The organism is Olsenella sp. KH1P3 (genome assembly GCF_900167315.1).
Lineage (GTDB): Bacteria > Actinomycetota > Coriobacteriia > Coriobacteriales > Atopobiaceae > Olsenella_J > Olsenella_J umbonata_A.
On the sequence record NZ_FUWQ01000002.1, the window covers coordinates 464,498 to 488,665 of the forward strand.

Sequence of the window (24,168 nt, forward strand, 5' to 3'; positions counted from 1 at the left end):
GGGCACCCCTCCTATGCCTGAAACGGGTGAATCGTGACGCCCTTGACCACGCGGTTTACCGTGCCCGTGGGCGACGGCGTGTCAGGCGTGTTGCCAACCTTGATGGAGGTGTTGAGTGAGACCGTCTGCGCAAGGAGCACGAACGGCAGCGCGAGGTAGGCCTCGGGGAGAAGTGCCCCGCCAAGCGTAATCGACTCCCCGCCGAACATGAGGTCGGCCTTCTGCTGGACGGCGACCACGTGCTGCGCGATGCCATCGGCCGCAATCTCGTCGAGGATGTCGACGTCGTACTGGCGCGTGTAGGGGTCGTTCGAGACGAAGACGAACACCAGCGTACGATCGTTCACAAATGACTTGGGTCCGTGGCGGTAGCCCATGGAGCTGTCATACGAGGTCGCGATCAGGCCATGCGTGAGCTCCAGAATCTTGAGCTGGGCCTCCTTGGTCAGCGCATTGAGCGAGCCAGAGCCCAGGTAGGTGATGCGGTCGAAGTCACTAGCGAGAAGGGCCTTGACCTCATCCTCGCGGGCGATGACGTCGCGGCCAAGTTCGGCCGCGGTCGAGACCCACGCGCCCTTCTCGTCGCGGGAGGAGGTGTCGAAGATGAGTGCGGCCAGGAGCTCCATGCAAGAGAACGAGCCGGTCATGGCGAAGCCCTGGTCATTGGCGCGCGGGATGAGGATGGTCAGCGCGTCGTCGCGGTCGGCGGACTCGACGGCCAGGCGCCCCTCGGGAGCGCAGGTGATGTTGAGGAAGCGGATGTCCTTGCACACCTGGCCGGCGCGCTCGACGGCGGCCAGCGACTCGGGGCTGTTGCCACTGCGGGCGAACGAGACCAAGAGCGTCGGGTCGTCGGCGCGCAGGTAGTCCTCGGGCGCGGCGACAATGTCGGTCGAAGCGAGCGAGAGGAACACGAACGCGTCGTTGTCACCCTTGCGACGAAGGTACGGGACGAGCGTGTTGCCCACGTACTCGGACGTGCCCGCCCCCGTGAAGACGACGCGGGTGCGACGGTCGCCGCCCAGCTTGCGGGCCGCCTCGACAAACTCGTCTATGACCTTGCGGTTCTTGTCGTAGATGCCGAGCGTGTCCTCCCAAAGGTCTGGCTGCTGCTTGATCTCGTGGGTAGTGATATGGGCACCCTGGGACTTAAGAGTCTCCTCGTCCGCCTCGAACATGTGCCAACTCCTTTCCTCAGCCAGACGCCGCGCGCCTAGCCTCTGTGATGCGAAACCTTGTATATGAACTGATCGGCGCGTGCGACGCTGTGCGTGTACTCGATGATCAGGTTCTTCTCGTCGTAAGTGGTCCTTACCAGCTTCAGGACGGGCGCACCCTCCTGGATCCCCAGGAGCTCGGCCTCCTCGCGCCTGGCAAGGCTCGCGCGAAACTCCTCGTCGGCCACCTTGATGACGTCGCGGTAGTCGTTCTCGATGATCTCGTAGAGGGGCCTCTCGTCCAGGTCCGCTCGGGTAAGCCCGACGAACTGGCTCACGGGCAGGTAGGTCCGCTCGAGCATCATGGGAATGTCGTCGGCTATGCGCAGGCGGCGAATCCGGTAGACACGCTCGCCCAGGCGAACGCCCAGGTGCTCGGCCACGTGCTTGGGAGCCTCGACAATCTCGAACTTCAGCGTCTCAGTGCGCGGGGTGCGTCCCATCTCGCGCATCTGGTCGGTGAAGCTGTAGGCGCCCAGCAGGTTGGTCGGCTCCTCGTGCGCTTCGGCCACGAAGGTGCCCTTGCCGTGCCTCCTGACAACGAGCCCCATGCTCTCCAGCTGGGCCAGCGCCAGGCGTACGGTCGTGCGCGAGAGACCATACCTCTCAGAAAGCTCGCGCTCCGAGGGAAGCAGGTCGCCAGCCAAGAGCTCGTTCTCGATCCTGTCCTTAAGCACGTCCACAAGCTGGTCATACAGTGGTTGCTTGCGTGAAGATTTAGCCATTGCAATCTCCTATCGCGACTGGTCTGGTGTCCCAAGTGGTTTGGTTATCGCTACCAGTACTATACCCATGGGGATCTGACGAGAAGCGACGGAAGTCGGGAGGCGTGCGGCATGCGGCACCGCACGCCTCCCCAGGGGGAATCATCTTAGGGCCCAGGCGCGGGCCCCGGATGCCACTAGCCCCAGATGCTGGGCCAGAGCCCGAAGGGACCAGCGCCCAGGATGCCCAGGACGAGCACCAGGGCAATGCCCTTCATGGGAGTGAAGTTCTTCTTGGAGAACAGGTAGTACAGGAGCATGACGATCGCCATTGGGACGAGCTTGGGGCAGATGCTGTCCAGGATGTTCGCGATGTCAATGGTGACCGGGGTCTCGGTGTACTCCATGTACGTGACCTCGCTCATGCCGTTGCCGAGGTCGGTCGCGCCCGCGGTGACGGGGTTGCCGTCGGCATCGGTGGTGGTGAGGTAGTTGCCATCAGCGTCGGTCATGCCCGAGAGCGTGACGCCCTCGTCGTTGGAGCTGATGATGTTGAAGCTGTCGACCTGGTCGTTGCTGACCGTGGCGGTGTGCGCCACGTAGGCCTGCGTCGTGCCGTTGGGGATGACGGCGTTGATCTGGGTGCCGCCCATCGTGACCGTGAGGCAGCCGACGATGAAGACGCCCATGATGGAGGCAGCGCGGGTGAAGGGCTTCATGACGCCCATCAGCGAGTCGATGGCCGAGGAGCCCATCTTGTACGCCCAGTTCATCAGGCCGAAGCGCAGGGCGAACTGGACCAGGTTGAAGATGAGCAGGAACAGGATCGGGCCGAACGCGTTGCCCTGGATGGCCATGTTCGAGCAGATGCCCGCGGTGATGGGCACGAGCGTCATCCAGAAGAGCGCGTCGCCGATGCCACCGAGCGGTCCCATGAGCGAAACGCGGACGGCGCGGATCGTGGGGATGTCCACCTTCTTCTGCTCCATGGACAGGATGATGCCCATGGCGAAGGTCACGAGGAACGGGTGGATGTTGAAGAACTCGAGGTTGTGCTCCATCGACGTGGACAGGTCGTCCTTGTCGGTGTGGATCTTCTCGAGGCCCGGGAGGATGGAGTAGAGCCAGCCGGCGGCCTGCATCCTCTCGTAGTTGAACGACGCCTGCAGGAAGCAGGAGCGCCATGCCATCTTGTTCAGCGTCTTCTGATCAAGGTCAGCAGCCGGCTCAAGGTTCTTGTACGAGGTCTTCTGCTCCTTAGATGCCATCTTCCTCACCTCCGTCAAACTCCGCAACCGCACCCTTCAGCTCCGTCTGCTGCTGGAAGTCCCAGTAAGCGATACCGAAGCCGATGAGGGCCAGGATGAGAAGTGCAGGCGTAGCGAGCACCTCGTTGGTGGAGACGATCAGAGCTAAGCCGAAGCCCAGGAAGTAGAAGCCCCACATGTCGCGGTTCATCATGAACTTGAGCAGGATGGCGAAGCCGACGAAGCGCATCATGCCACCGGCAGCGGAGAGGCCCGCGGACAGCCAGGTGGGGATTGCGTCGACGACGGACTGGCCCATGGTTGCGCCACCGATGAAGAACAGGGTGACGACGGCGCCGAAGACCAGGCCGAGAAGAGCCATGGCGAGGTAGTTGATGCGCTCGATGCCCTTGGGGTTGGCATCGGCGGCATACTGGTCGGCCTTGCCCATGAGGGGAGACATGAGCGTGAAGATCAGCGTAACGCCATACTGGCCAAGCAAGGAGAACGGGATTGCGGTCGCAACCGCGATGTTGGGCTCGAGCTTGAGGGAGATGGCAAGCACGCATGCCATGATGCCGCCAACGACCGCGTTGGGCGGCTGGGCACCTCCGATAGGCATGTTGCCAATGGTCATGAGCTGATAGGTACCACCCACGATAAGACCCGTCTTCAGGTCGCCGAGGATGAGACCGATTACCAGGCCCATAACGATGGGCTGGTACAGAGACTCCAAGAAGTTGAACTGGTCGATTGCCGCCACGAACGTGACGAGGAAGACCAGGGCCACCTGAATGACCGAATACTCCATCCTTGCTCCTCCTTTCCTTTCAGTTACAAATTTGCGCAAAGCTATCGCCAGCACCTCTCATCCCCATCTGAGACGTGCCATTGACCACAGATAAGTTTTCAAATGAATGAGACGAACGGGAGCCCTACTTGAAGAGCTTGCTCACGTCCTCCTCGGGAATGCTGGGGACGCGCTGGATCTGCAGCTCGACGCCGCACTCCTGAATCTCGCGGAAGGCCGCGACGTCCTCGTCGTCGACGGCGACGGAGGTTGCGACCTGGCGCTTGCCGTCGGACATATGCATGTTGCCGATGTTGAGCTTCTTGATGGGGACGCCGCCCTTGATCAGGCGAAGGGCGTCCTCGGGGCTCTCGACGATGATGAAGATGTGCTGACGCGGGGCCGCCTTGTGGATGACGTCAATGGTCTTCTGGATCGTGAAGTACCTAGTCGCGACGCCCTGGGGCGCAGCCATATTCATCAGGTTCTGGCGCATCTTGTTGCCGGCGACCTCGTCGTTGGCGACCAGCAGCAGGTTCGCGCCGATGGTGCTCGTCCACTGGGTCGCAACCTGACCGTGGATGAGGCGGTTGTCGATACGCGTAAGGAGGATGTTTGGTTCAGCCATGCTCTTCTCTCCGTTTCTTTCCGCGCAACGCGCGTCACTCAATAGGACCAACTCGGCTGAGCACACTCCGGGGACGGACGGTCGGATTCGACGGGCCAATCCACCAGTGGCGCTCAGGGGACGGCGCCTTGCCCGGGCGCCGCGACAAGGGGGATAAACGCGACGCCCGGGAAACGCCGGGAAAGGCTAGGACTCGATCGCCTGAATCGCGTAGCGCGACACCTCGATCACCTCGCCGGACTTGACCCGAACGTCACAGGTCTCGCGGCCGACTCTGACGAGTTCGCCAAACAGGCCGCCGGCGAACTGGACGCGCTGCCCCGACTCAAGAGTCTTGTGGAGCTTCTCGTAGTAGCTCTTCTGCTTGCGCGTCCTCATCGCGTTGAAGGCGAACAACACGACTCCCACGAGGGTCATCAGAACCAGAAGGACGATCGAAGAGGCCAGGACGGCCTCGCCCAGCGACGCACTCATTAGATACCGTCCTCTCCAGGCTCCTCGTCGGCTGCCGCGCCGGTCACAGACAGGTGAGCGACGCCGCTGCGGCCCGACTCCTGCGCCAGCGCGGCAAGCCCCTCGGCCGTCATGCTGTCATCGCGGCTCATCAGGCCTTCGAGAAGCATCGGAAGGTTAGTGCCAGCAACGACCTGCACCTGGGGAAGCTCTCCAGTGAGCATCATGGACTGGTTAAAGGGCGTACCGCCCACCAGGTCGCAAAAGACGACGCAGGAGCCGTCGCGATCGACCATGTCCCTTACGGCATCGGAGATCTTCTTCGCGTATTCGCCCGCACCCTCCTCATGGAACGGAACGGCACGGAACTCTTCCTGAGGACCGGCAATCATCTCGAGCGCGCTGGACAGGCCCAGCGCGAAGTCGCCGTGTCCCGTAACGATACAACCAACCATTGCGAACCCTTCCTCGGCCCGGGGACCGTACACCCAACCTGGGCCAGACACCCCAACCAACTGCATGTTCCTCTTCGTAAAGAAGAACAACTATCAATAACTAACTGGTTACAACCACGTGACATGACTGCACCATACAGCTCCTACAAACCATCGGTCAATGACAAATCGACAAACGACTCTCCAAATTTTTGAGCTTTTTGCCCACCATCCTAATACCAGCGTATCCGCAGGTAGATGGTATTGGCATTGAGATACCAGTTAAGCTCGTCGTGTCAAAGGACCAACAGTGGCGCGCCGTGGACAACATATGCGAGACGCCTTGCGGCACGCAGCATTTCTTGACAACTGGTATCAAAATCGTCTATTCACTGAAAGGCATAGGAAACAGTGTTTCGAGCTCGTCTCACGAGAGAGGACAGCCGAATGGTACTCACGATCACCCTCAACACCTCCATTGACAAGGCGTATTGCCTGACAGAGCCCATCGCAGATGGCACGGTGATGCGCGTGAAGGAGTGCATCAACGTTGCCGGCGGAAAGGGGCTCAACGCCTCGCGAGCCATTTCAACATGTGGCGAAGACGTGATTGCGACGGGCTTCTGCGGAGGAAACAACGGCCGGCTCCTCTGCGAACTTCTCGCCCAGGACGGCATCAGCGAGAGCTTCGTGCACGTAAAGAACGAGACGCGCTGCTGTGTGAACGTGCTCGATCCCGACGGTCGCTCGACCGAGTTCCTCGAGCCGGGACGCGAGGTGACCCCCGACGAGGTCGGCGCGTTCCTGAGGCGCATCGACGAGCTGTTGAAAGACGCCGACGTGGTGACCATCAACGGAAGCGTGCCCAAGGGGCTGCCGACCGACACCTACGCCACGCTGGTCGAACGCATCAAGCAGACGAGCGTCCCCGTCATCCTGGACACTTCCGGAGAGCTGCTGCGAGAGGGCATCAGGGCGTGTCCCACCATGGTCAAGCCGAACACCGACGAAATCGGCCAGCTCCTGGGCCGCTGCGTATCCTCGCTCGACGAGGTCGCACGCGCGGCATCCGACCTGCACGAGCAGGGCATCCAGAAGGTCGTCGTCTCACTGGGAGGAGACGGCGCGCTGATGGCCTGCGACGAGGGAGTGTTTCGCGGGATTGCCCCTGCCATCGAGGTGGTCAACCCCGTCGGCGCGGGAGACACCATGGTCGGAGCCTTTGCCGTCGGCATCGCGCGTGGCATGGCACCTGACGCGCAGCTTGCCTATGCCATGAGCTGCGCGAGCGCGAACTGCCTCTCCCCCTCCACCGGTCACTTCGACATGGGCGTTGCACGCGACCTCCTCTCGCGCACGACTGTGGAGAAAATCGCTTAGGCGGCGACTAGGCGTGCGCAAGTCATCGCGACCAGTGTACTTCGGGCAAGATTTACAGCTCGAGGGCCACTGTTTCGCAAATACAGCCGAGCGGTGTGGACGAAACACACCGCTCGGCGTCATCTGTGCAGGGCCCAACGGCATATCCTGCGACTTTGCGAAAGGGAGATCCTCGCGCGGCATGCCGATTGCCCCTTCGGTCACCCGAATCGCTTCAGATAAGCTCTTTGGTCGCCCAAATCGGCTCGCGGCAACTCTCTGGGCCCAGTTTTGCTGGGCAAACGTGGAGGGAAGTGCTTCTTGCGGGCGATTCGGGTGACCGCAGGGCTTCCGGCGGCCGATTCGGGTGACCGCCCACGTCGTTCGTCACCCTTTGTGCAACGGCACCCCTCCCGCGCGCTATGCCTCCGGAGACGCAATCACCAGGCGCGCGTCGCAATCGGCGGCCTCGGCGGCGAGCAATCCTTCGGGGTCACTGTCCGCTACGACCGTGTCGACGTCCTCAAGCGAGCCGAAACGCATAAGCCCCGACGCGCCGACCTTCGCGTAGTCCAGAAGCGCCACGGTGGTCTCGGCGCACGAGAGGAACGCCTGCTTGAGCTCGGCCATCGCTTGGTAGTTGGTCATGAAGCCGCGCCCGGGGACGAACGAGGTCGGGACGACGAAGGCCTTGTCGGGATGGAGCATCCTCAGGGCAGACAGGGCCATGGGACCGCAGGTATAGCGATGGCCCTTCCTCAACCTTCCGCCCAGCATGATGACGTTCATCGCCGGCATCGAGCGATCCACGAAGTCGGCGATAGTGAAGTCGTCCGTCACGACCGTGACGCCGCTCTTTCCGCCCAAGGCGCGCACGAACTCGAGGGCCGTCGTGCCGGAGTCGACCAGAATCGAGTCTCCGTCCGAAACCAGGGCCGATGCCGCAACGCCAATCGCCCGCTTCGCCCCGACGTTTACGTTCACGCGAGCGTCCTGGATGGAAACCGTGAGCGTCTTGGAGAGCGAGACCGCTCCGCCGTGCGTCCTGCGAAGCTTGCCGTCACGCTCGAGCGCGTCCAGGTCGGCGCGCGCCGTCACGCGCGAGACGCCAAACGTCTCGGCGATCTCCGACACCTGCACCGACGAGTTCTGCCGGAGCATCGACAGGATGGCGGCTCGCCTCTCCTCGACATAGAGCTTCTGGTGGGTTGCTTCCTGGGGCAGATCCATGACTTCCTCCCTCGAGCACCTGCGAGGATGCCCTCAAGACGCGCTACTTCAACGTCAATTGTGTAGCTCGTGTGTTTCTTTTCCTTTCGGCAAAAACAAGTATTCGACTTTCTTTTCTTTTGGGAACCAACCGAGGAATACCGTGTCTGAGCTTGCCGAACAGGAGCGTAACGCTAATCATTCCCTTTTTCTTTTCATTTTAGGCCTTTTCGCAAAATGAAAGGAAAACGTCAAAACGAAAACCCCAATAGAATAGCCGCAAACAACAACGACGCCGGGGGCAAAAACACCCGACGCACCGGCGAAAGGGGTCACGCTCATGCTGACAACCACAAAGGAAATGCTTCTCAAGGCACAGGACGGCCACTACGCGGTCGGCGCGTTCAACGTCGAGAACCTCGAGTTCGTCATGGCCGTCATCGCCGCGGCAGAAGAGAGGCACTCCCCCGTCATCATGCAAACCACTCCGGGAACCGTGAAGTACGCGTCGCTGGACTACTTCGCGGCAATGGCCCGCGTCGCCGCCCAGAGTGCCTCGGTCCCCGTCGCAATTCACCTTGACCACGGCGACGGCTTCGACCGCTGCATGCAGGCCATGCACGCAGGCTACACCTCCGTCATGATCGACGGCTCTCACGAGAAGTTCGAGGACAACATCGACCTGACCGCCTCGGTCACGAAGGTCGCCCTTCCCCTCGACATCCCCGTCGAGGCCGAGCTCGGCAAGGTCGGCGGCAAGGAGGACGACGGCCCGGCGGTCGAGGGCGAGAGCCCCTACACCGATCCCGACCAGGCCCAGCAGTTCGTCGAGACCACGCTGTGCTCCAGCCTCGCCGTCGGCGTCGGCACCGCGCACGGCGTCTACAAGGGAACGCCCCACATCGAGCAGCAGGTCCTGAAGGACATCCGCAGCCGCGTCGACGTTCCCCTGGTCCTCCACGGCACCTCCGGCGTGCCCGACGACCAGGTCGCAGAGGCAATCAAGAACGGCATCTGCAAGGTCAACTACGCCACCGAGCTGCGCCAGGCCTACACGCGCGGCTTCATGGGCTTCATGTCCAAGTACCCCGACACCTTCGATCCCAAGAAGGCTGCCAAGCCCGCGATGGAAGAGATCAAGCAGCTCGTCATGAGCCACATGGACAACCTCGGCTCCTCCTACAAGGCCTAGCGCCAAAAAAAGCGGCGCCGCCCGCCGGCAGCGCCGCCACAAAAGCCAATCCCCCCCTAGGCGGCCCGGAAGCGCACAACCGGGCCGCCCCCCTCTTTTTTCGGGCCCGCTTCCGCATCAGGCCCGCTTCCGCGCACGGGAAGAAGGGCCTCCATCTCGGGGCCCCAGCCCGCAACGAACCTCAGGCTGCCGGTGGCCCCAACCCGTCGCTGCCACCGGCCCGTCACCGACCCGGCAGGCGCTAGTACAGCTTCGCGCCCGCGGGAATCGCGTCGTCGACCATCAGCAGGCTCAGGCGCTCCTCGCCCGCGACCTCCCACACGGCCGAAAGCAGCATGCCGCACGAGTCGATGCCCATCATCTTGCGCGGCGGGATGTTCACGATCGCGACGACCGTCTTTCCAACAAGCTCATCGGGCTCGTAGTACATGTGGATACCCGAGAGGATCGTGCGCTCGGTGCCCGAACCGTCATCCAGCGTAAACCGGAGCAGCTTCTTGCTCTTCTTCACAGCGACGCAGTCCAGAACCTTGCAGACGCGCATGTCGGACTTCGAGAACGTGTCAAAGTCGATGTCATCCATCAGCGGCTCGATGGTCGGCGCGCCGGCAGCCCCAGCGCCAGCGCCCTCGGTACCAGTGACCTCAGCGCCAGCAACCTCAACCACGCCTTCCTCCGTCTGCACGTCTTTGACGTCCTCAAGCTCAGCCATTGCACTCCTCCTCACGGCCGCGCATCCGCGCGGCGACGGTCAATCCAGAAATCCCAAGGCAACGCGTCCGTCTGTTCGCGCGCCCAACCAGTCCATTCTATCGCACGGCCCTTGCGCCACCCATGCCCGCAAGCCGCCCGTTAGCGGATTCGGGGTCAGATTTGTTACCACTCGGTGCCGATTAACGAACGCCTGCGCCCACTTCGATTTACAAATCCGAGTCCGAGGAGCACCCTTGCGCTAACGACTTATTTTCACCTTGCAAATAAGTCTCATTTCCAGCTCCGTTCGTCTTGTACGTCACCGTACCAGCTCTTTTAGCCCCCAGGGGGCAACGCCGCTCGCCTTGGTCCCGGCAATCGGGCAGCACGGGCACACGGTTTCGTCACACGAGCTCAAGGGAGAAGGGCAGCATGGGCAGCTTCGGCATCACCAAGGTCGTCACCTCCAACCGCTCCCGGGTCATCCAGGCGGTGGTTGAGGGCAAGGCCCCTTCCCGCACGCAGATTGCCGACGCAACCGGACTCTCCGCATCCACCGTGACGCGCGTGGTGGCGCTCCTCATGACCGAAGGCGTCCTCGCCGAGGACGTGGGACGCGTCGCCACCGAGGGCCGCAGCCGCATTCCCATCAAGATCAACCCCTCGTACGGAAGCGTGCTCGCGCTCTCGGTCAACCGTGACGGCATCACCCTCGCCGAGTATGACATGAACCTCAAGAGCCTGGGCGGCCAGAGGCTCGACCATCCGTGGGCCGGCGCAGACGACCTGGTGGACCATGTCGCGCACACCGTCTCGCTCACCGACAGGCCCCGCCCCTTCCCCGCGCCCATACGCGGCATGGGCGTCGTCCTAGGGGACGACATTGCACTCGAGCTGAGCGTCACGCGGCAGGAGCAGCTGGTCGAAGCGCTCTCCGCGACGCTTGGCATCCCCGTGGTCCAGGCGACCGCGCAGGAATGCACCGAGCGCCACATCATCAGCGGGTCTCCCGAGGACGTCGGCGCCAACCACGCCCTCGTCAGCTGCGGCTCGCACGTGCTCGTCAGCATCACGCAGAACGGCTCCATGCTCCCCATGCGAAACGGCAGCTTCGCCAGCTTCGACCTCGGGCAGGGCGGCCTTGGCACCGGCGAGCTCGAGGCGCAGGCCGTCGAGCGACTGGCGGAGCTCACCCGCACCATCCCGCGGCTCTTCTCCATCAATACGGTGTTCCTCAGGTTCGCCAACCCCAAGCACGACGCGTACGACAGCGGGTCCGCCATCCGGAACATGATGCGCATCGAGGAGCAGCTGGGTCCCAAGGTCCCGCCGTTCGTGCTGCTCAACACGCACTCGAGCGACCTTCGGCGCGCAATCGGCCGCGAGGCCCGCGTCGCCGCGCTGTGCACCTAGCGCCTTTGGCAGCTCCGCCCGCCCGCGGGCGCGAGATAGCACCAGCAAGCATCGGACGGAAGGGAGAACGAATGATTGCACTGGTACGATGCGACGATCGCCTGATCCATGGCCAGACGATGACCGTCGTCGTGAAGTTGAACCACATCGAAAGAATCATCGTGGTCGACAACCTCACCGCCACCAACCCCGTACTCAAGAAGGTATTCGAGACGGCGGTCCCGGCCTCGATGAAGGCTGGCGCCTACACCGTCAGCGAGGCCGTCCCCCTAATCGAGGCAGCGCTCGCCAACGACGAACGCACGCTCGTGCTCATGAAGACGCCCGAGGTCTATCGCGATCTTCTGGAGAAGGTCGCAGACATGCCGCTCGAGCTCAACGTCGGGCCCATGAGCAAACGCAAGGACACAACCGAGGTCCACGCCGCGGCGCACCTCACGGCATCTGAGGCCCAGGCGGTCAAGGAGGCCGTCGCCAAGGGCGCCCACGTCTACTTCCAGCAGATCCCATCGCAGCCAAAGGTCGAGTGGGCCGACGTGGCGGACAGGTTCTAGGCCAAGGCGGCGCGGCTTAGGCCACGCCAACCAAAGTCGCACGCAAGGCAGCAAGGAACATCGTTCGAAAGGAGCATTGCCATGACATTCCTTCAGGCATTCCTTCTCGCACTGTTCGGGTGGATGGGCTCCATCTACTCGCCGGTGCTCATCGGCGGACTCGCCGGTTGGTACACCATCGGACGCCCCCTGGTATCCGGTCTGATCATCGGCCTCATCCTGGGTGACGTCCAGACGGGCATCATCATGGGCGCGGCCATCCAGATGCTCTACATCGGTCTGGTCACCCCCGGTGGCACCATGCCCGCCGACGTCAACTTCGCCGCGTGGATCGGCATCCCGCTGGCCATGGTCGCCGGTGCGGGCAAGGAGTACGCACTCGCGCTGGCCGTGCCCCTCTCCACGCTTGGCGTTCTGGCGGTTTACGGACTCTGCGCAATCAACCTGTTCTTCGTCCACAAGCAGGATGCGCTGGTCGAGGCCGGCAAGCTCGACGCCGCGGCCATGGTTCCCGTCTGGGGCCAGATCACCAACTTCGTCCTGCGCTTCGTCCCCATTCTACTGATCAACTACTTCGGCGCAGACCTCATCACCACGCTGGTCAACGCCATGCCCACCCAGGTGACCGACATCCTTCAGATCTTCGCCAACATGCTCCCGCTCGTCGGCTTCATGCTGCTCATGCGCATGATCTGCAAGAAGGACATTGAGCTCATCCTGTTCTGCGCCGGCTTCGCGCTGACCGCGGTCCTCAACCTCAGCATGGTCCCCATCGTGGTCTTCGCCCTCGTCGTCGCATACCTTGACTACCGCGGAAGCGGTTCCGCGGCCGAGACCCAGAAGGCTGGTGAGTAACAATGGCAGAAGAGAAGACCGAGGCAACCGAGCTCACGGGCGGCGCCACCAAGCTCAGCAAGAAGGCCACCCGTCGTGCGTACTGGGACTGGATGTTCTGGAACCTCTCGATGCAGAACTTCGAGAGGATGCAGGGCCCTGCCATCATTAAGATGCTCGGCGACATTCGCGAGGACCTCTACCCCGGCGACAAGGAGTCGCAGCAGGAGATGCTCGAGCGCCACGAGGTGTTCTTCAACACCGAGCCCTACCTGGGGTCGATCGTCCCCGGAATCGTGCTCGGCATGGAGGCATCCAAGGCCGAGGGCAACGACGACGTCACGCCCGAGTTCATCAACGCGATCAAGACGGCCCTCATGGGGCCCTTCGCCGGCATCGGCGACTCGCTCCTGCCGGGCACCCTCATCCCCATCCTGCTCTCCATCGCCCTGGGCCTGTGCCCCAACGGCGAGCTTACGGGCCCGCTCTTCTACGTGGTCGCCTTCCTCGCGATTATGCTCCCGCTCACGTGGTTCCTCTTCAGCTACGGCGTGAAGGCGGGCGCCAACGCGGCAGAGCTCGTTCTCTCCGGCGGCGTGAAGGACAAGGTCACCCGCGCGGCCGAGGTCGTTGGCCTCATCGTCGTGGGCGCCATCGTCGCGGCCTACACCAAGTTCAACATCGGCCTGGTCTACACCAGCGGCGACCTCTCGATCAGCATCGCGGACATCCTCGACTCCATCTTCCCCGCGCTGCCCGTGCTGATCCTCTCGTTCGTCACCTACTGGCTCATGGTCAAGAAGAACTGGGGTGCCGGCAAGACGATGCTCCTCTTCCTCGCGATCTCGATCATCGGCTACTTCACGACCATCCTGGCCGTCTAGCCTGACACCCAGCCGCAAGGAGCGGCGACCGCGTTCGAATCCCGACGGTTTCGAATCACGACGGGGCGGGCCACCTTCGGCTCGCCCCGCCTATCATGCGCATCGGTGCCACAGCTCCCCAGGACCGCGCGAATGCAAAGAAGCGCAGGGCACGCGTCCCGAATACGGGCGACGATGCGACGGCATCACGAATCAGAAGGAAAGCATCAGGCAGGGGACGCGGCAGCGCCGCTCGCCCAAGGAAGGAAGAGAACCATGGAGGTTGCACCTCTCGTCCAGAGCCTCAAGGGTAGGCTCATCGTAAGCGTCCAGGCGTATCCCGGCGAGCCCCTGCGCCACCCGGAGACCATGGCGCAGATGGCCCAGGCCTGCGAGGAGGGCGGTGCCGCCGCCATCCGCTGCCAGGGCCTCGCCGACATCGCCGCCATCAAGGGACGGGTCGAGGTGCCCGTCATCGGACTGTGGAAGGAGGGGCACGAGGGCGTCTACATCACCCCCACCCTGCGCCACGCCGTGGCCTGCGTGAACGCCGGCGCCGACGTCGTCGCCATCGACGCGACCGACCGGCCCCGCCCCGACGGCCGCACGTTCGAGCAGACGGTACGCGACCTGCGCGCCCAGTGCGAGACCCTCGTCATGGCAGACTGCATGACCATGGAGGACATCCGCCGCGCCGTCACCTGCGGCTGCGACCTGGTCTCGACCACGCTGAGCCACAACAAGCCCGCGATTCAGACCACCATGGACGAGGGCCCCGACATCGCCCTCCTGCACCAGGCGACGCTGGAGTTCCCGGATCTGCCCATCATCTGCGAGGGACACGTGCACACGCCCGCCGACGGTGCCGCGGCCATCGACGCGGGCGCCTGGGCGGTCGTCGTTGGCACGGGCATCACGCACCCCACCAGCCTCACCAAGTGGTTCCGCGCCGCAATCGAGGGATAGCACCTGGCAACCTGGCACCGGCAGCCCCCTGGCACCGGTGCCGTTTTCTCTTGCTAGGCGACGCATCTTGCGCCCTGGTGTCCGTGCGCTAGCGGCAGGGGCAGTCGCGCAGGTGGTCGTTCACCAGGCCCACGGCCTGCATGAACGAATAGGTGATGGTCGGCCCCACGAAGACCATCCCACGATGCCTAAGGTCCGCGCTCAGTCGACGCGACTCGTCCGACTTTGTGGGAATCTGGTCGACGGACGCCCAGTGCCCGTCGATGGGGCTCCCGCCCACGAAGTCCCACAGGTACGCGTCAAAGCTGCCAAGTTCGCGCTGGATCCGGAGAACGGCTCGGGCGTTTCTCCGCACGCCGAAAACCTTCGCACGGTTGCGCACGATGCCGGGGTTTTCCAGGAGGCCCTCCAGCGCGACGTCGCCGAGCGCCGCGCACGCGGCGACGTCGAAGTTGCAGAAGGCATCCAGGTACGTCCGGCGCTTGCGCATGATGGTCTTCCACGAGAGGCCGGTGCTCGCGCCCTCGAGGCAGAGCATCTCGAACTGGAATCGGTCGTCGTGGCTGGGCTTGCACCACTCGTGGTCGTGGTAGTCCTCCAGCAGCGGGTCGCCCTCGAACCACGCCCGGCAGGCGGTCGCGCCGGACTTGCCTGCGCCGGCCTTGCTCGCGCCGGCCTCTGCCCACTCGGCCATTCGCACCACGCCCTCCTCCGCCGCCTTGCGGCACCTGGACGCCACGCCCGGCCGCCGCCGACCCAACGCTTGCATTGTAAGCCACCCGTCACAGGCCAAGGAGCGGGCTGACGGACGTAGAATGGCCACAGCGACAGGCGCTTGCGATGGCCTAGCGCTGGTCACGCGCCGGGGTCCCCGCGGCCCAGGAGCGTCTGTCGCAACGCGAGCTGCCCTACGATGGCGCAAGGCCCATGCTCGTGGTGGACATCGAGGGCCACGAGGCCGTTGCCGAGCTCGTCGCGGCAATGCTTCCAGAACTAGCCCGGAAATAGCGCCTGAAGCCGTCCACAACGATCGCTGAATCGAAGGAACCAGCTTCGGAGGCAACTGGGAGATTCACCGGCTAGATTGTGAACTTCGCAGATGGCTTTGGTAAGTCATCGTCCCGATTGAAATCAAGCTGCGCGCGCAATTCGCTTGCCAGTTAGGACATCGTTGCGATGCGACTCAACCCAAAGATGCTCAAACGTGATAAACGGTTTGCGAGCAGCAAGAGACGCAAAGCCCGCCCTAGATCCACCACTCGGGCGTGAGCCCTCCCATGGTCACGACCCTCTGCGCGGAGTAGTCCAGCATTAATCTCTCTGGGCCTCTGGGCTGCCCTGGCCGCCTCGTAGAGCTCTTTCCAGATTGGTTCCACTGCAACTCCCGCAATCGTTGGGGTCATCAATAGCACCTCATTCTACGGGAGAAGTGCTTGGCGTTCGCGGGCCGAAAGGGCATGCTTAACGCTCGTTTCTCAGACGAGCGCGCCGGCCCAGAGCAAATCTCCAGATCGGCGCGCATGCAATCACGCTACGACGCGGACTCGAAGTCCTCGATCAGGTGCACGAGGGGCAAATACTCCCTCTCGTAACGCGCAAGCAGCGACGCAACGGCAACAGAGGCCCCCTCCAGGGCGAATGCGCGCGCCGGCGTCCCGACAACGGAAGACCCCCTGCGCACAGAGGGGCTCGCCGCGCTGATCGCGTGCGCACTTCTGGCCCTGTCGGCAGGACTGGTCGAAAGGCGACCCAGGCCCTGAGGAAGAGCGACGGCCAGCCCGCGTTTGGTTGGCACCGCCAATCCGATTCGGCCTCATGGGCGATTCTTCCCCTGGGTACACTAAACTCAACGATTCGCAAGCGTTCGGGAGGGGTGGAACCGATGCGGAAAACCCTGGCAACCATTCTGTCGTGCTGCACGCTCGCGCTAACGCTGGGCCTTGTCGCCTGCAGCGGGGACAGCCCTTCGTCTTCGGGAACCGAAGCGTTCGGCAGCGCCGAATCAGACCCCAACAGCCCCAGCTCCGACAAAGCCGCAAAGGCCGAGTACGACCGCGCCGGTGCCCTGTACGAGCAAGGCAAGTACTACAGCGCGAAAGAGGCCTACGAGAAGAGCGAATACGGCGACTGGGAGCAGCGCGCCGCCGAGTGCGCGCAGCCCATGCCGGAGACCGGCGAGCTCTTCCACGACCCGAACATGACCAGCAACAACATGATCCTCAATTTCATCGTCAACGACGACGGCGCCGGCACGGGAACCTACATCTCGGTGTACACGAAGGACAACACGCTCGTCGAAACCGTGTTCATCAAGGGCGGAGGCTCTGTGGAGACGCGGCTGCCGGGCGGCGAGTACTACGTGAAAGACTCAACCGGAACCGAGTGGTACGGCGAGGACGAGCAGTTCGGACCCGACGGGCATTACGAGTCCATGGTGTTCAACTCGGTCGAGGGCGACCCCTGCCTCGTCGTGCTTGAAGAGGGCTACCAATGGGACATCACCATCAACGACGCCGACAGCTCGGGACGAAGCGTCGAGTCACAAGAAGAGAGCTGGGGCAACCGCTAGCTTGCGGCCACCCAGAAGCACGCGTCAAAATCTGAAATGCGTCGAATCTGAAATTGTCCATGGCCCCACCAACGCTCTGTTTTGGTGGGGTCACATTTCTGGCATCTGCTTTGGCGTCCAGCTTGGTGTCCTAAACGAAAACAGGCCACCGCGTACACGATGACCTGAGAATTCATGGTGGGCGTTAGAAGATTTGAACTTCTGACCTCTTCCGTGTCAGGGAAGCGCTCTCCCCCTGAGCTAAACGCCCGAACTTGTCTCGCTGGGGTGGGGTGCCTCAGCGCGGTAGCTACTATACGGTAACTAAGAACCAAACGCAACCGACAATTTCGATTCCTTCACAATTAGTTCGAGAAATCGTGAAATCGCAGGTAGACGAGATGTGCTACCAATCGCGCTACTCGAACATCGCCGCGACGACCAGTCCCCACACATACATGATCGCGATCACGTTGAGGACAACCGAGAAGACGTAGCACATGATGGGGGCGATGGCGTCGTGCTTGACGTCAACCTCCTCATGCTTGACGAACTTGCGGTACGGGATGCGTGCCGCAAGGTAGATCGAGACGCCCGCAAGCACGGCCGCCGCGAGGAACACGAAGATGGCCGGGCTCGTGAGCGTGGTGAGGGCAACCATGTACAGAAGGTAGAAGCACCCGAACAGAAGCATGATCGGCATGATGATGAGAATGCTGAGGGCAGCCATGTGTATCTCTCCCTTAGGTGGCGCGGGGCGGACGGACGCGACCACGCGGACACGCTACGGCGCGCAACACGGGCACGGCCCTCCCCTTGCGGTCTCGGACTGTGCCATTGTATGCGGAAACGGCGGACGGGACGCTGCGGACCCCACTTGGTAACGCGACGAGCGTGTGAGGAGCGCTAGTCGCAAGGGCGTTGGATGATGCCGCCGCCCATGCAGCGAAGTCCGTCGTAGATGACCGCGCTCTGGCCAGGCGCGACCGTGCGCAGGGGCTCTGCGAAGTCGATGCGGGCCGCAAGGCCGGCCTGCTGGCAGGAGGCTGCAGAGGCCTCCGCACAGGGGGCTTGCGAGTGCTCCGCAGACGGCGTCAGCGTCACGTGGGCGCGACGTAGCTCGCCGGTATGGCGCGTGCGCACGAGGTAGTCGCCCTCGGGCAGGTCCTCGGCGACCAGGTGGACGTCGGCAAGCTCCATGGAGGAGGTCCAGAGCGCAGGACAGTCACGGTTTGCGGTCACGTAGACTATGTTCTTCTCTACGTCCGTCCTGACGACGTAGCGGGCGGGCCCGCCGCCCAGGTTGAGGCCCTTGCGCTGACCCACGGTGAACAAGAAGGCTCCGTCGTGGCGGCCGAGGACGGCGCCCGTCTCCCAGTCGACGATGTCACCCGCCCGGCGCTCGAGGGTGTCGAGCAGGAAGGTGCGGATGCCGACCTCGCCCACGAAGCAGATGCCGTCGCTGTCGGGCTTGCGCTCGACGCCCAGGCCGCGCTCGGCACACATGGCGCGAACCTCGGCCTTGCTGGCGATGCCGCCCACCGGGAAGAGCGTGCGCGCGAAGATGTCGCGGGGAACACGCCAGAGGAAGTAGGTCTGGTCCTTGTGCTCGTCGGCGGCACGCATGAGGCGCGTGGTGGCGCCGGCGGAGTCGGCGGGATCGGCCACGGCGCGGGCGTAGTGGCCCGTCGCGACATAGTCCGCCCCCTCGGCGAAGGCGCGGTCCGCGAAGGTGCCGAACTTGACCGTCTGGTTGCACATGACGTCGGGGTTGGGCGTGAGGCCGTGGGCATAGGAGTCGACGAGGTAGTCGACGACGGTCTGCTTGTACTCTCGCTCGCAGTCCCACACCTCGAGGTCGAGCCCCAGCGTGACGCAGACGCGCTCCGCATCGGCGAGGTCCTCGGCCCAAGTGCACTTGAAGCCGGGCAGGTCGCGCGACCAGTTGCGCATGTAGACGGCCTTAACGTCGTAGCCCTGCTCGAGCAGGAGCGCGGCGGAGAGCGACGAGTCGACGCCGCCGCTCATGCCGAGATAGACCCTCTTGCCCACGCTAGATCACGTCCTTCCTGCCCGTTGCGGGGTCGATGCCGAGGCGGCCCGCCTCCTGGCGCACGGCGTCGCAGATGGCCCGTGCAGCGTAGTCGACGTCCTCGGCCGTGGTGGGGCGTCCCAGCGTGATGCGCAGCGAGCCCGCGGCGACATCGTCTGGCACGCCGACGGCGCGCAGCACGTGCGAGACGCGCATCTTGCTGGCGGCGCAGGCCGATCCCGTGCCCACGCAGACGCCGACGCGCTCGAGCAGGATGACCAGGCGTCGCGCCTCGAGGCCGGGAAACGACACGTGCATGAGGCCCGGCAGGCGACTCTTGCCGGAGCGGGGCCCCGACACCCACGCCCACGGGAACGCGGCCATGATGCGGCCCTGGAGGCCGTCACGAAGCATAGCCAGGCGGCGCGACTCCTGCGGGCGCAGCTCCTCCGCGAGCTCGAGCGCGCGGGCGAACGCGACCACGCCGGCCACGTTCTCGGTTCCGGAGCGCACGCCGCGCTCCTGTCCGCCACCCAGGGTGAGCGGGCGCAACTCGACGCCATCTGCCGCCCAGAGAAGACCAACCTGTTTGGGGCCGTAGACCTTGGCCGCGGAGAGCGTCACGAGGTCGGCCCCGAGAGTCGACACGTTGACCGACACGTTGCCGGCCGCCTGGGAGGCGTCGGTGTGCAGAAGGAGGGGGCACTTCTGGCCCGCCTCAAGCCTGCGCATGCGCTCGGAGCGCACCACCTGGGCGATCCTGCGGATGGGCTGGACGCAGCCAATCTCTCCGTTGGCGAGGCTGATGGAGACAAGCTGGGTCTGGGGCGTAAGCGCACGCGCAACCTCGGCCGGGTCCACGAGACCCTCTGGGGAGACGGGCACGAAGGCGTGCTCGCGGGCCTCGGCCACGCGCAGGGTGCTCTCATGCTCCGTCGCGACGGTGAGGACAGGGCCGTCCACGGCGGCAAAGGCCAGGTTGTTGGCCTCGGTTGCGCCAGCCGTGAGTGTCACGTTGTCGGGCCGCGCGCCGATGACGTGGGCGAGGCGGGCACGGGCGTCCTCGAAGTCGGCCTTGGCCGCGCGGGCCAGGGCGTAGGGCGCGCTGGGGTTGCAGAAGCGCTCACTCAGGTACGGGAGCATGGCCTCGAGCGCCTCGGGGGCCATGGGCGTGGCCGCGGCGTAGTCGAGGTAGCAGGTGTGCGGGGCGGGGCGTCCGGGCGCGGCAGCGGGTGCCGTGGGCGATGCGTCTGTGGCGTCGTATGGCATGTTCTTCTCCCCTGGGCCGTGCCTACGCGAAAAGAGCACCCGCTTTCGCAGGTGCTCCCGAGTTTACTGGAGGCGAGACCCGGATTCGAACCGGGGATAAAGGCTTTGCAGGCCTCTGCCTTACCACTTGGCCATCTCGCCGAATATGAAAAGAGCCGAGTGAATCGGCTCCAGATAAATCATGGAGCGGGCTACGGGGTTCGAACCCGCGACCTCCACCTTGGCAAGGTGGCGCGCTACCAACTGCGCCAAGCCCGCGACGCAGGAGATAATATACGTGAGGGTGCGTGCGGATGCAAGCATTAATTTGAAAAAAGTTGGCGCGGGGCCGCGCGACGGGTCGCACTGGGCTGGCCAGCGGCTTCAAGATGATTGCAGTGGCCAGCTAATGGCGAGGTAGATACGGTATTTTTGGCGAGCTTGGGGCGAGACGGCGCATCTGGCAGGCAGGTGCAGGCGACGTGGAGGGCGGTCGCAGGCTACTGCGCGCTTCGCACGAGCTTCACGAGGCGCACGCGCGTGCCCTTGCCCGTGCCCCTGCGCGAGATGGTGACCGAGTCGGCCAGCAGGCACATGAGCCTGATGCCGCGGCCGCGCTCGTCGGCGGCTCCGGCATGCGGGATGTCTGAGACACTGCGGACCTCGAAGCCGTCGCCGACGTCGGTCACGTCGATCACCACGCGGTCGGGATAGCTGGCGATGGTGACCAGCGCGCCCTCCCCGGAGGTGTGGTCGACCGCGTTGCCCATGGCCTCCCCCACCGCAAGGGTGATGTCGAACATCTGGTCAGGCGAGAACGGCATGCGACCCACCAGCTGCTCGACACGCGCACGGGTCTGCGACAGGTGGCGGGCGTCCACGCTGAGGGTGGTGCGCCAGTTGGGCACCACCGTGGGGTCGAGGTCTGCCACCTCGCGGTGCGCCCCCGCCCCCGTGACGGGCGCGAAGTCGACCACGCGCGCGATCCTGAGGGAGCGCAGAACACGGTCGCTCACGTTGACGAGAGAGACTAGACCGCCCGCCTCGCGCATGCGACGAATCTCCCTGAACAGGAGGGCCATGCCCGCCGAGTCGAGGTAGGAGCATCCGCTCATGTTGAGCACGATACGCCGACAGCCGTCGTCAATCAGGCCGTCTATCACCTTGCGTGAGCGTTGTACGGTGGTGACGTCCAGGTCGCAGTCGATGGGCACCTGGGCTATGTAGGCTCTTCTCTCCATACCTTGCTTGTTCCCACAAATCTCTGGCACTAAGCACTCTGGCCGGAGCCGGGCTGGCTGACGGCAGGCTGCGACGAGTCGAGCTGGCTGGAGTCGGACTGGGTCGCGGCGGGCTGCGGCGAGTCGGGCAGGCCGTCGAAGCGCAGCGCTACCATGGCCACGTCGTCCTCGAGGTGGCGGTCCGTGAACACGTCGAGATCGCCCAACAGGCGGTCGAGCACGCCCTCGAAGCCCAGCGCCCACTCGCGCACGACCGCGTCGCGCAGGCCGTCCTCCCCGAAGAAGGAGCCGTCGATGGCGCGGGCCTCGGTGGTGCCGTCGGTATAGAGCAGCAACATGTCGCCCGTGTCGAAGCGGGCGATGCCGTCGTGATAGCCCATGTCGTGGAAGGCGCCCACGACGCCGGACTGGACGTTGAGAGCCTCGACCTCGGCTGTCTTCGCGCGAACCATCATTGCGGGGGGATGACCCGCCGAGCAGTAGGTGATGCGGCTGGTCACAAGGTCAATCATGCCGACGAAGAGCGTGGCGAAGGTCTCGAGGCGCGAAAACCCGAGCAGAAACTCGTTGAGCAGTCGCACCATGCGCGAGGGCGGAAGCCCCTGCCACGAGTAGGCGCCCAGCGCGGTCTTGACTGCCGCCGAGACCGACGCGGCCTCGACGCCCTTGCCGCTGACGTCGCCCATGATCACGCACGCCCGGTTGTCGGGCAGGCGAATCAGGTCGTAGAAGTCGCCGCCGATGACAGCCGCCTGGGTGGCGGACGAGTAGATTCCCGACGCGCTTATGCCCACCACGTCCTGCAGCTCGTTCTTCATTCCGGTCTGGAGCGCCTGGGCGATGTGCTTCTGCTGGCGACGCACCTCACCGCCCTGGGCCAGGCCCTTGACGCCCTCGGCCACGCGGCCCACGAAGGCGAGCTCGAGCTCGTCGAGCGGCTCGTCGTCCGCGTCGCGCAAAAGCAGGAACACGCGACGGATCCCCTCGATACGACCGAGGTCAACCACCACGCCCACGCAGGGGCCACCTTCGCGGCCCAGCTCGCAGGACAGCTCCGAGCCCTCGTCGATGGTCACGACGCTCGCGTCAGAGTGCCCCTTGGCAGAAAGGTGCGAGGAGAGGTCCAGCTCGCAGAGAGCTCCCGTGGGCAGGGTCACCTGAGCCATGAGCGAGCCGTCGGTTGCAAGCTCGGCTGGGACGAAGGCGGCACCGACGGTGGCGGCCGCGTCGTCGAGCGCGAGGGCCATGCCCTCCTCGTCCACGTCGCCCTGGCTCATGAGCATCTCGCGGATGCGAGACGAGGCCTCCTGCAGGCTCTGCTCGCGCTGCTCGCGCATGGCCGAGAACGCGCCCACGAGCTGGACGGACAGGTATTGTGCGACGGCGTCGAGCAGCTCGGCGTCCTCGCGACGCGTCGGATGCATGCGACCCCAGCCGACCTCGATCATCGCTATCACGTGGCTGCCGAACCAGACCGGTACCGCGATAAAGCTCGCGAACGGCGGCATGTGCTCGACGCGGACCTGGTAGGTCTCGCCCGTCTCCTCGTCCATCACCTCGCGGTGGGTGAGACGGCCCTGGCGCAGCGCCTCCGGGTCGGGCGAGAGGGCGCGCAGCCTGAGCGCGTGGCCCTGCTGCGTGGTCAGCTTGTCGATCGTGCGGTCGAACGACATGAAGCGCGCGAGGTGGGGGCAGTCGAGCCCCGTGCTGGTGCCACGCAGATGATATCCGTCCGACCCCGCGACGTAGAAGATGGTACCCGTAGCCTCCATCGTGCTCGCAATCTCGTCGAGCACGCGCGAGAAGAGCGTCATTACGTCCTCTGAGTCCAGCGTGGCGAGCACGATGCTGAGCGTGCCGGAGAGCCTGCGGTTGGAGCGGGAGAGCTCCTCGACGAGACGCTCGTGCTCGCGGTCGCTCGCAAGCTCCTCGCTGTGCTCTCGGGCAACCAGTACATAGCGCACGGTGGTTGCGGAGGGGCCCTGAACAGCCGCATCGCGGAGGGCGGAGCCGAAGAGGTCCGGCGTCGCGGCGCTGATGCGCTCGCACCTAAGGTTCACCTGGAACGAGGCGCCATCCGAGCGCCGGGCGAAGGCGGAGCAGGACTGCCCGTCAAGCGAAAAGGGAAGCTCCCCTAGGTCGAAGGCGAGCGTGGGCACGGGACCCGCGCCCTTCTCGCCCTCTGGGGAGGGCGCAGGCGCGACCACGTCCGGAGCCTCGACGGGCCTTCCGTCACACCCGAGGAACAGCTGACGCACGCTCAGGCCCATCAGAGAGGCGCGAGAGAGCCCCCAGACCCCTTGGGCCGCTTCATTGGCCAGCAGCACCCTGCCGGAGCCGTCAAAGGCGATTACAGCCTCGCTCATGAGCGACAGGACGGCAGCCAGAGCGTCATCGGTCATTGGCTTGGTCTTAGTGAGCCGGCCGGCAGCTGACTGGTCGCCAGCCTCTGACTGCCGGGTGCTTGGCTGAAGGATTCTAGATTGTTGGGGGCTTGCGTCTGGCATGTGGGTCTCCTGGTCGCGTTCTGCACACTAGGATAC

Annotated in this window: 24 protein-coding genes and 3 tRNA genes; 8 read left to right on the forward strand and 19 right to left on the reverse strand. The window is 64.3% G+C overall.

The window, feature by feature from the left end; all coding sequences use genetic code 11:
- Positions 1-11: 11 nt before the first annotated feature.
- The 7 genes from B5D13_RS04400 to B5D13_RS04430 all read right to left on the reverse strand — a co-directional run bounded on the left by B5D13_RS04400 (position 12) and on the right by B5D13_RS04430 (position 5,494).
- The gene (locus B5D13_RS04400; RefSeq protein ID WP_078687114.1) at positions 12-1,178 is read right to left on the reverse strand and encodes an AgaS family sugar isomerase; all 1,167 of its coding nucleotides are present in this window, start codon (positions 1,176-1,178) and stop codon (positions 12-14) included.
- A 35-nt stretch (positions 1,179-1,213) separates the two neighbouring features.
- Positions 1,214-1,942 (reverse strand): GntR family transcriptional regulator, encoded by a 729-nt coding sequence (locus B5D13_RS04405; protein ID WP_078687115.1) that lies wholly within the window; start codon positions 1,940-1,942, stop codon positions 1,214-1,216.
- A 176-nt stretch (positions 1,943-2,118) separates the two neighbouring features.
- Positions 2,119-3,189: a PTS system mannose/fructose/sorbose family transporter subunit IID gene (locus B5D13_RS04410; protein ID WP_078687116.1), complete on the reverse strand. Its 1,071-nt coding sequence runs from the start codon at positions 3,187-3,189 to the stop codon at positions 2,119-2,121.
- A complete protein-coding gene (locus B5D13_RS04415; RefSeq protein WP_078687117.1) occupies positions 3,179-3,979 on the reverse strand; it encodes a PTS mannose/fructose/sorbose/N-acetylgalactosamine transporter subunit IIC in 801 nt (266 codons plus the stop codon). Before B5D13_RS04415 ends, B5D13_RS04410 begins: the two co-directional genes overlap by 11 nt.
- Positions 3,980-4,103: 124 nt before the next feature.
- Positions 4,104-4,586: a PTS galactosamine transporter subunit IIB gene (gene agaB / locus B5D13_RS04420; RefSeq protein ID WP_078687118.1), complete on the reverse strand. Its 483-nt coding sequence runs from the start codon at positions 4,584-4,586 to the stop codon at positions 4,104-4,106.
- Positions 4,587-4,772: 186 nt separating this feature from the next.
- Positions 4,773-5,060 carry a preprotein translocase subunit YajC gene (gene yajC, locus B5D13_RS04425; RefSeq protein WP_078687119.1) on the reverse strand — a complete coding sequence of 96 codons (288 nt, stop codon included), beginning with the start codon at positions 5,058-5,060 and terminating at the stop codon, positions 4,773-4,775.
- Positions 5,060-5,494, reverse strand: a complete 435-nt coding sequence (locus B5D13_RS04430; RefSeq protein WP_159443991.1) for a PTS sugar transporter subunit IIA — start codon at positions 5,492-5,494, stop codon at positions 5,060-5,062. The genes yajC and B5D13_RS04430 overlap by 1 nt, the downstream gene beginning before the upstream one ends.
- Positions 5,495-5,920: 426 nt before the next feature.
- Between B5D13_RS04430 and B5D13_RS04435 the strand changes: the two genes are divergently transcribed.
- Positions 5,921-6,853, forward strand: coding sequence for a 1-phosphofructokinase family hexose kinase (locus B5D13_RS04435; protein ID WP_078687121.1), 933 nt, complete (start codon positions 5,921-5,923; stop codon positions 6,851-6,853).
- Positions 6,854-7,252: 399 nt separating this feature from the next.
- Here B5D13_RS04435 and B5D13_RS04440 read toward each other — a convergent pair whose 3' ends face one another.
- Positions 7,253-8,062, reverse strand: a complete 810-nt coding sequence (locus tag B5D13_RS04440; protein WP_078687122.1) for a DeoR/GlpR family DNA-binding transcription regulator — start codon at positions 8,060-8,062, stop codon at positions 7,253-7,255.
- A 319-nt stretch (positions 8,063-8,381) separates the two neighbouring features.
- Here B5D13_RS04440 and B5D13_RS04445 point away from each other — a divergent pair, with 319 nt between their 5' ends.
- Positions 8,382-9,233 (forward strand): class II fructose-bisphosphate aldolase, encoded by an 852-nt coding sequence (locus tag B5D13_RS04445; RefSeq protein WP_078687123.1) that lies wholly within the window; start codon positions 8,382-8,384, stop codon positions 9,231-9,233.
- Positions 9,234-9,474: 241 nt separating this feature from the next.
- Here the strand turns inward: B5D13_RS04445 and B5D13_RS04450 are convergent, their stop codons facing one another.
- Entirely contained in the window at positions 9,475-9,945 is a 471-nt protein-coding gene (locus B5D13_RS04450; RefSeq protein WP_078687124.1) for a hypothetical protein, read from the reverse strand.
- 413 nt (positions 9,946-10,358) lie between these two features.
- Between B5D13_RS04450 and B5D13_RS04455 the strand changes: the two genes are divergently transcribed.
- The 5 genes from B5D13_RS04455 (at position 10,359) to B5D13_RS04475 (ending at position 14,556) form a co-directional block, all read left to right on the forward strand.
- Complete coding sequence (locus B5D13_RS04455) at positions 10,359-11,339, forward strand: helix-turn-helix domain-containing protein (RefSeq protein ID WP_078687125.1); 981 nt, start codon at positions 10,359-10,361, stop codon at positions 11,337-11,339.
- Positions 11,340-11,410: 71 nt separating this feature from the next.
- Positions 11,411-11,893 carry a PTS sugar transporter subunit IIB gene (locus B5D13_RS04460; protein ID WP_078687126.1) on the forward strand — a complete coding sequence of 161 codons (483 nt, stop codon included), beginning with the start codon at positions 11,411-11,413 and terminating at the stop codon, positions 11,891-11,893.
- An 81-nt stretch (positions 11,894-11,974) separates the two neighbouring features.
- A complete protein-coding gene (locus tag B5D13_RS04465; RefSeq protein WP_078687127.1) occupies positions 11,975-12,748 on the forward strand; it encodes a PTS mannose/fructose/sorbose/N-acetylgalactosamine transporter subunit IIC in 774 nt (257 codons plus the stop codon).
- Between the two features lie 2 nt (positions 12,749-12,750).
- Positions 12,751-13,611: a PTS system mannose/fructose/sorbose family transporter subunit IID gene (locus B5D13_RS04470; protein ID WP_078687128.1), complete on the forward strand. Its 861-nt coding sequence runs from the start codon at positions 12,751-12,753 to the stop codon at positions 13,609-13,611.
- A gap of 255 nt (positions 13,612-13,866) precedes the next feature.
- Positions 13,867-14,556 (forward strand): N-acetylmannosamine-6-phosphate 2-epimerase, encoded by a 690-nt coding sequence (locus B5D13_RS04475; RefSeq protein ID WP_078687129.1) that lies wholly within the window; start codon positions 13,867-13,869, stop codon positions 14,554-14,556.
- Positions 14,557-14,644: 88 nt separating this feature from the next.
- On the opposite strand, the gene B5D13_RS04480 is transcribed toward B5D13_RS04475, so the two are convergent.
- Both B5D13_RS04480 and B5D13_RS04485 read right to left on the reverse strand, forming a co-directional pair.
- Complete coding sequence (locus tag B5D13_RS04480; protein ID WP_078687130.1) at positions 14,645-15,250, reverse strand: DNA-3-methyladenine glycosylase I; 606 nt, start codon at positions 15,248-15,250, stop codon at positions 14,645-14,647.
- An 837-nt stretch (positions 15,251-16,087) separates the two neighbouring features.
- Positions 16,088-16,351: a hypothetical protein gene (locus B5D13_RS04485; RefSeq protein WP_078687131.1), complete on the reverse strand. Its 264-nt coding sequence runs from the start codon at positions 16,349-16,351 to the stop codon at positions 16,088-16,090.
- Between the two features lie 87 nt (positions 16,352-16,438).
- Here B5D13_RS04485 and B5D13_RS04490 point away from each other — a divergent pair, with 87 nt between their 5' ends.
- Positions 16,439-17,125, forward strand: a complete 687-nt coding sequence (locus tag B5D13_RS04490) for an outer membrane protein assembly factor BamD (RefSeq protein WP_078687132.1) — start codon at positions 16,439-16,441, stop codon at positions 17,123-17,125.
- A 175-nt stretch (positions 17,126-17,300) separates the two neighbouring features.
- Here the strand turns inward: B5D13_RS04490 and B5D13_RS04495 are convergent.
- The 8 genes from B5D13_RS04495 to B5D13_RS04530 form a co-directional block, all read right to left on the reverse strand.
- A tRNA-Val gene (locus tag B5D13_RS04495) sits at positions 17,301-17,375 on the reverse strand.
- Positions 17,376-17,522: 147 nt separating this feature from the next.
- Positions 17,523-17,834: a hypothetical protein gene (locus tag B5D13_RS04500; protein ID WP_078687133.1), complete on the reverse strand. Its 312-nt coding sequence runs from the start codon at positions 17,832-17,834 to the stop codon at positions 17,523-17,525.
- A gap of 176 nt (positions 17,835-18,010) precedes the next feature.
- Positions 18,011-19,156 (reverse strand): tRNA 2-thiouridine(34) synthase MnmA, encoded by a 1,146-nt coding sequence (mnmA, locus tag B5D13_RS04505; RefSeq protein WP_078687134.1) that lies wholly within the window; start codon positions 19,154-19,156, stop codon positions 18,011-18,013.
- 1 nt (position 19,157) lies between these two features.
- On the reverse strand, positions 19,158-20,405 hold the full coding sequence (locus B5D13_RS04510; RefSeq protein WP_078687135.1) for a cysteine desulfurase family protein: 1,248 nt from the start codon (positions 20,403-20,405) through the stop codon (positions 19,158-19,160).
- A 67-nt stretch (positions 20,406-20,472) separates the two neighbouring features.
- Positions 20,473-20,546 (reverse strand) — tRNA-Cys (locus tag B5D13_RS04515).
- 41 nt (positions 20,547-20,587) lie between these two features.
- Positions 20,588-20,663: transfer RNA gene (locus B5D13_RS04520), tRNA-Gly, on the reverse strand.
- Positions 20,664-20,884: 221 nt separating this feature from the next.
- A complete protein-coding gene (locus tag B5D13_RS04525) occupies positions 20,885-21,625 on the reverse strand; it encodes an anti-sigma factor antagonist (protein ID WP_078687136.1) in 741 nt (246 codons plus the stop codon).
- A 29-nt stretch (positions 21,626-21,654) separates the two neighbouring features.
- Positions 21,655-24,132: a GAF domain-containing SpoIIE family protein phosphatase gene (locus tag B5D13_RS04530; RefSeq protein ID WP_234970683.1), complete on the reverse strand. Its 2,478-nt coding sequence runs from the start codon at positions 24,130-24,132 to the stop codon at positions 21,655-21,657.
- Between the last annotated feature and the right edge of the window lie 36 nt (positions 24,133-24,168).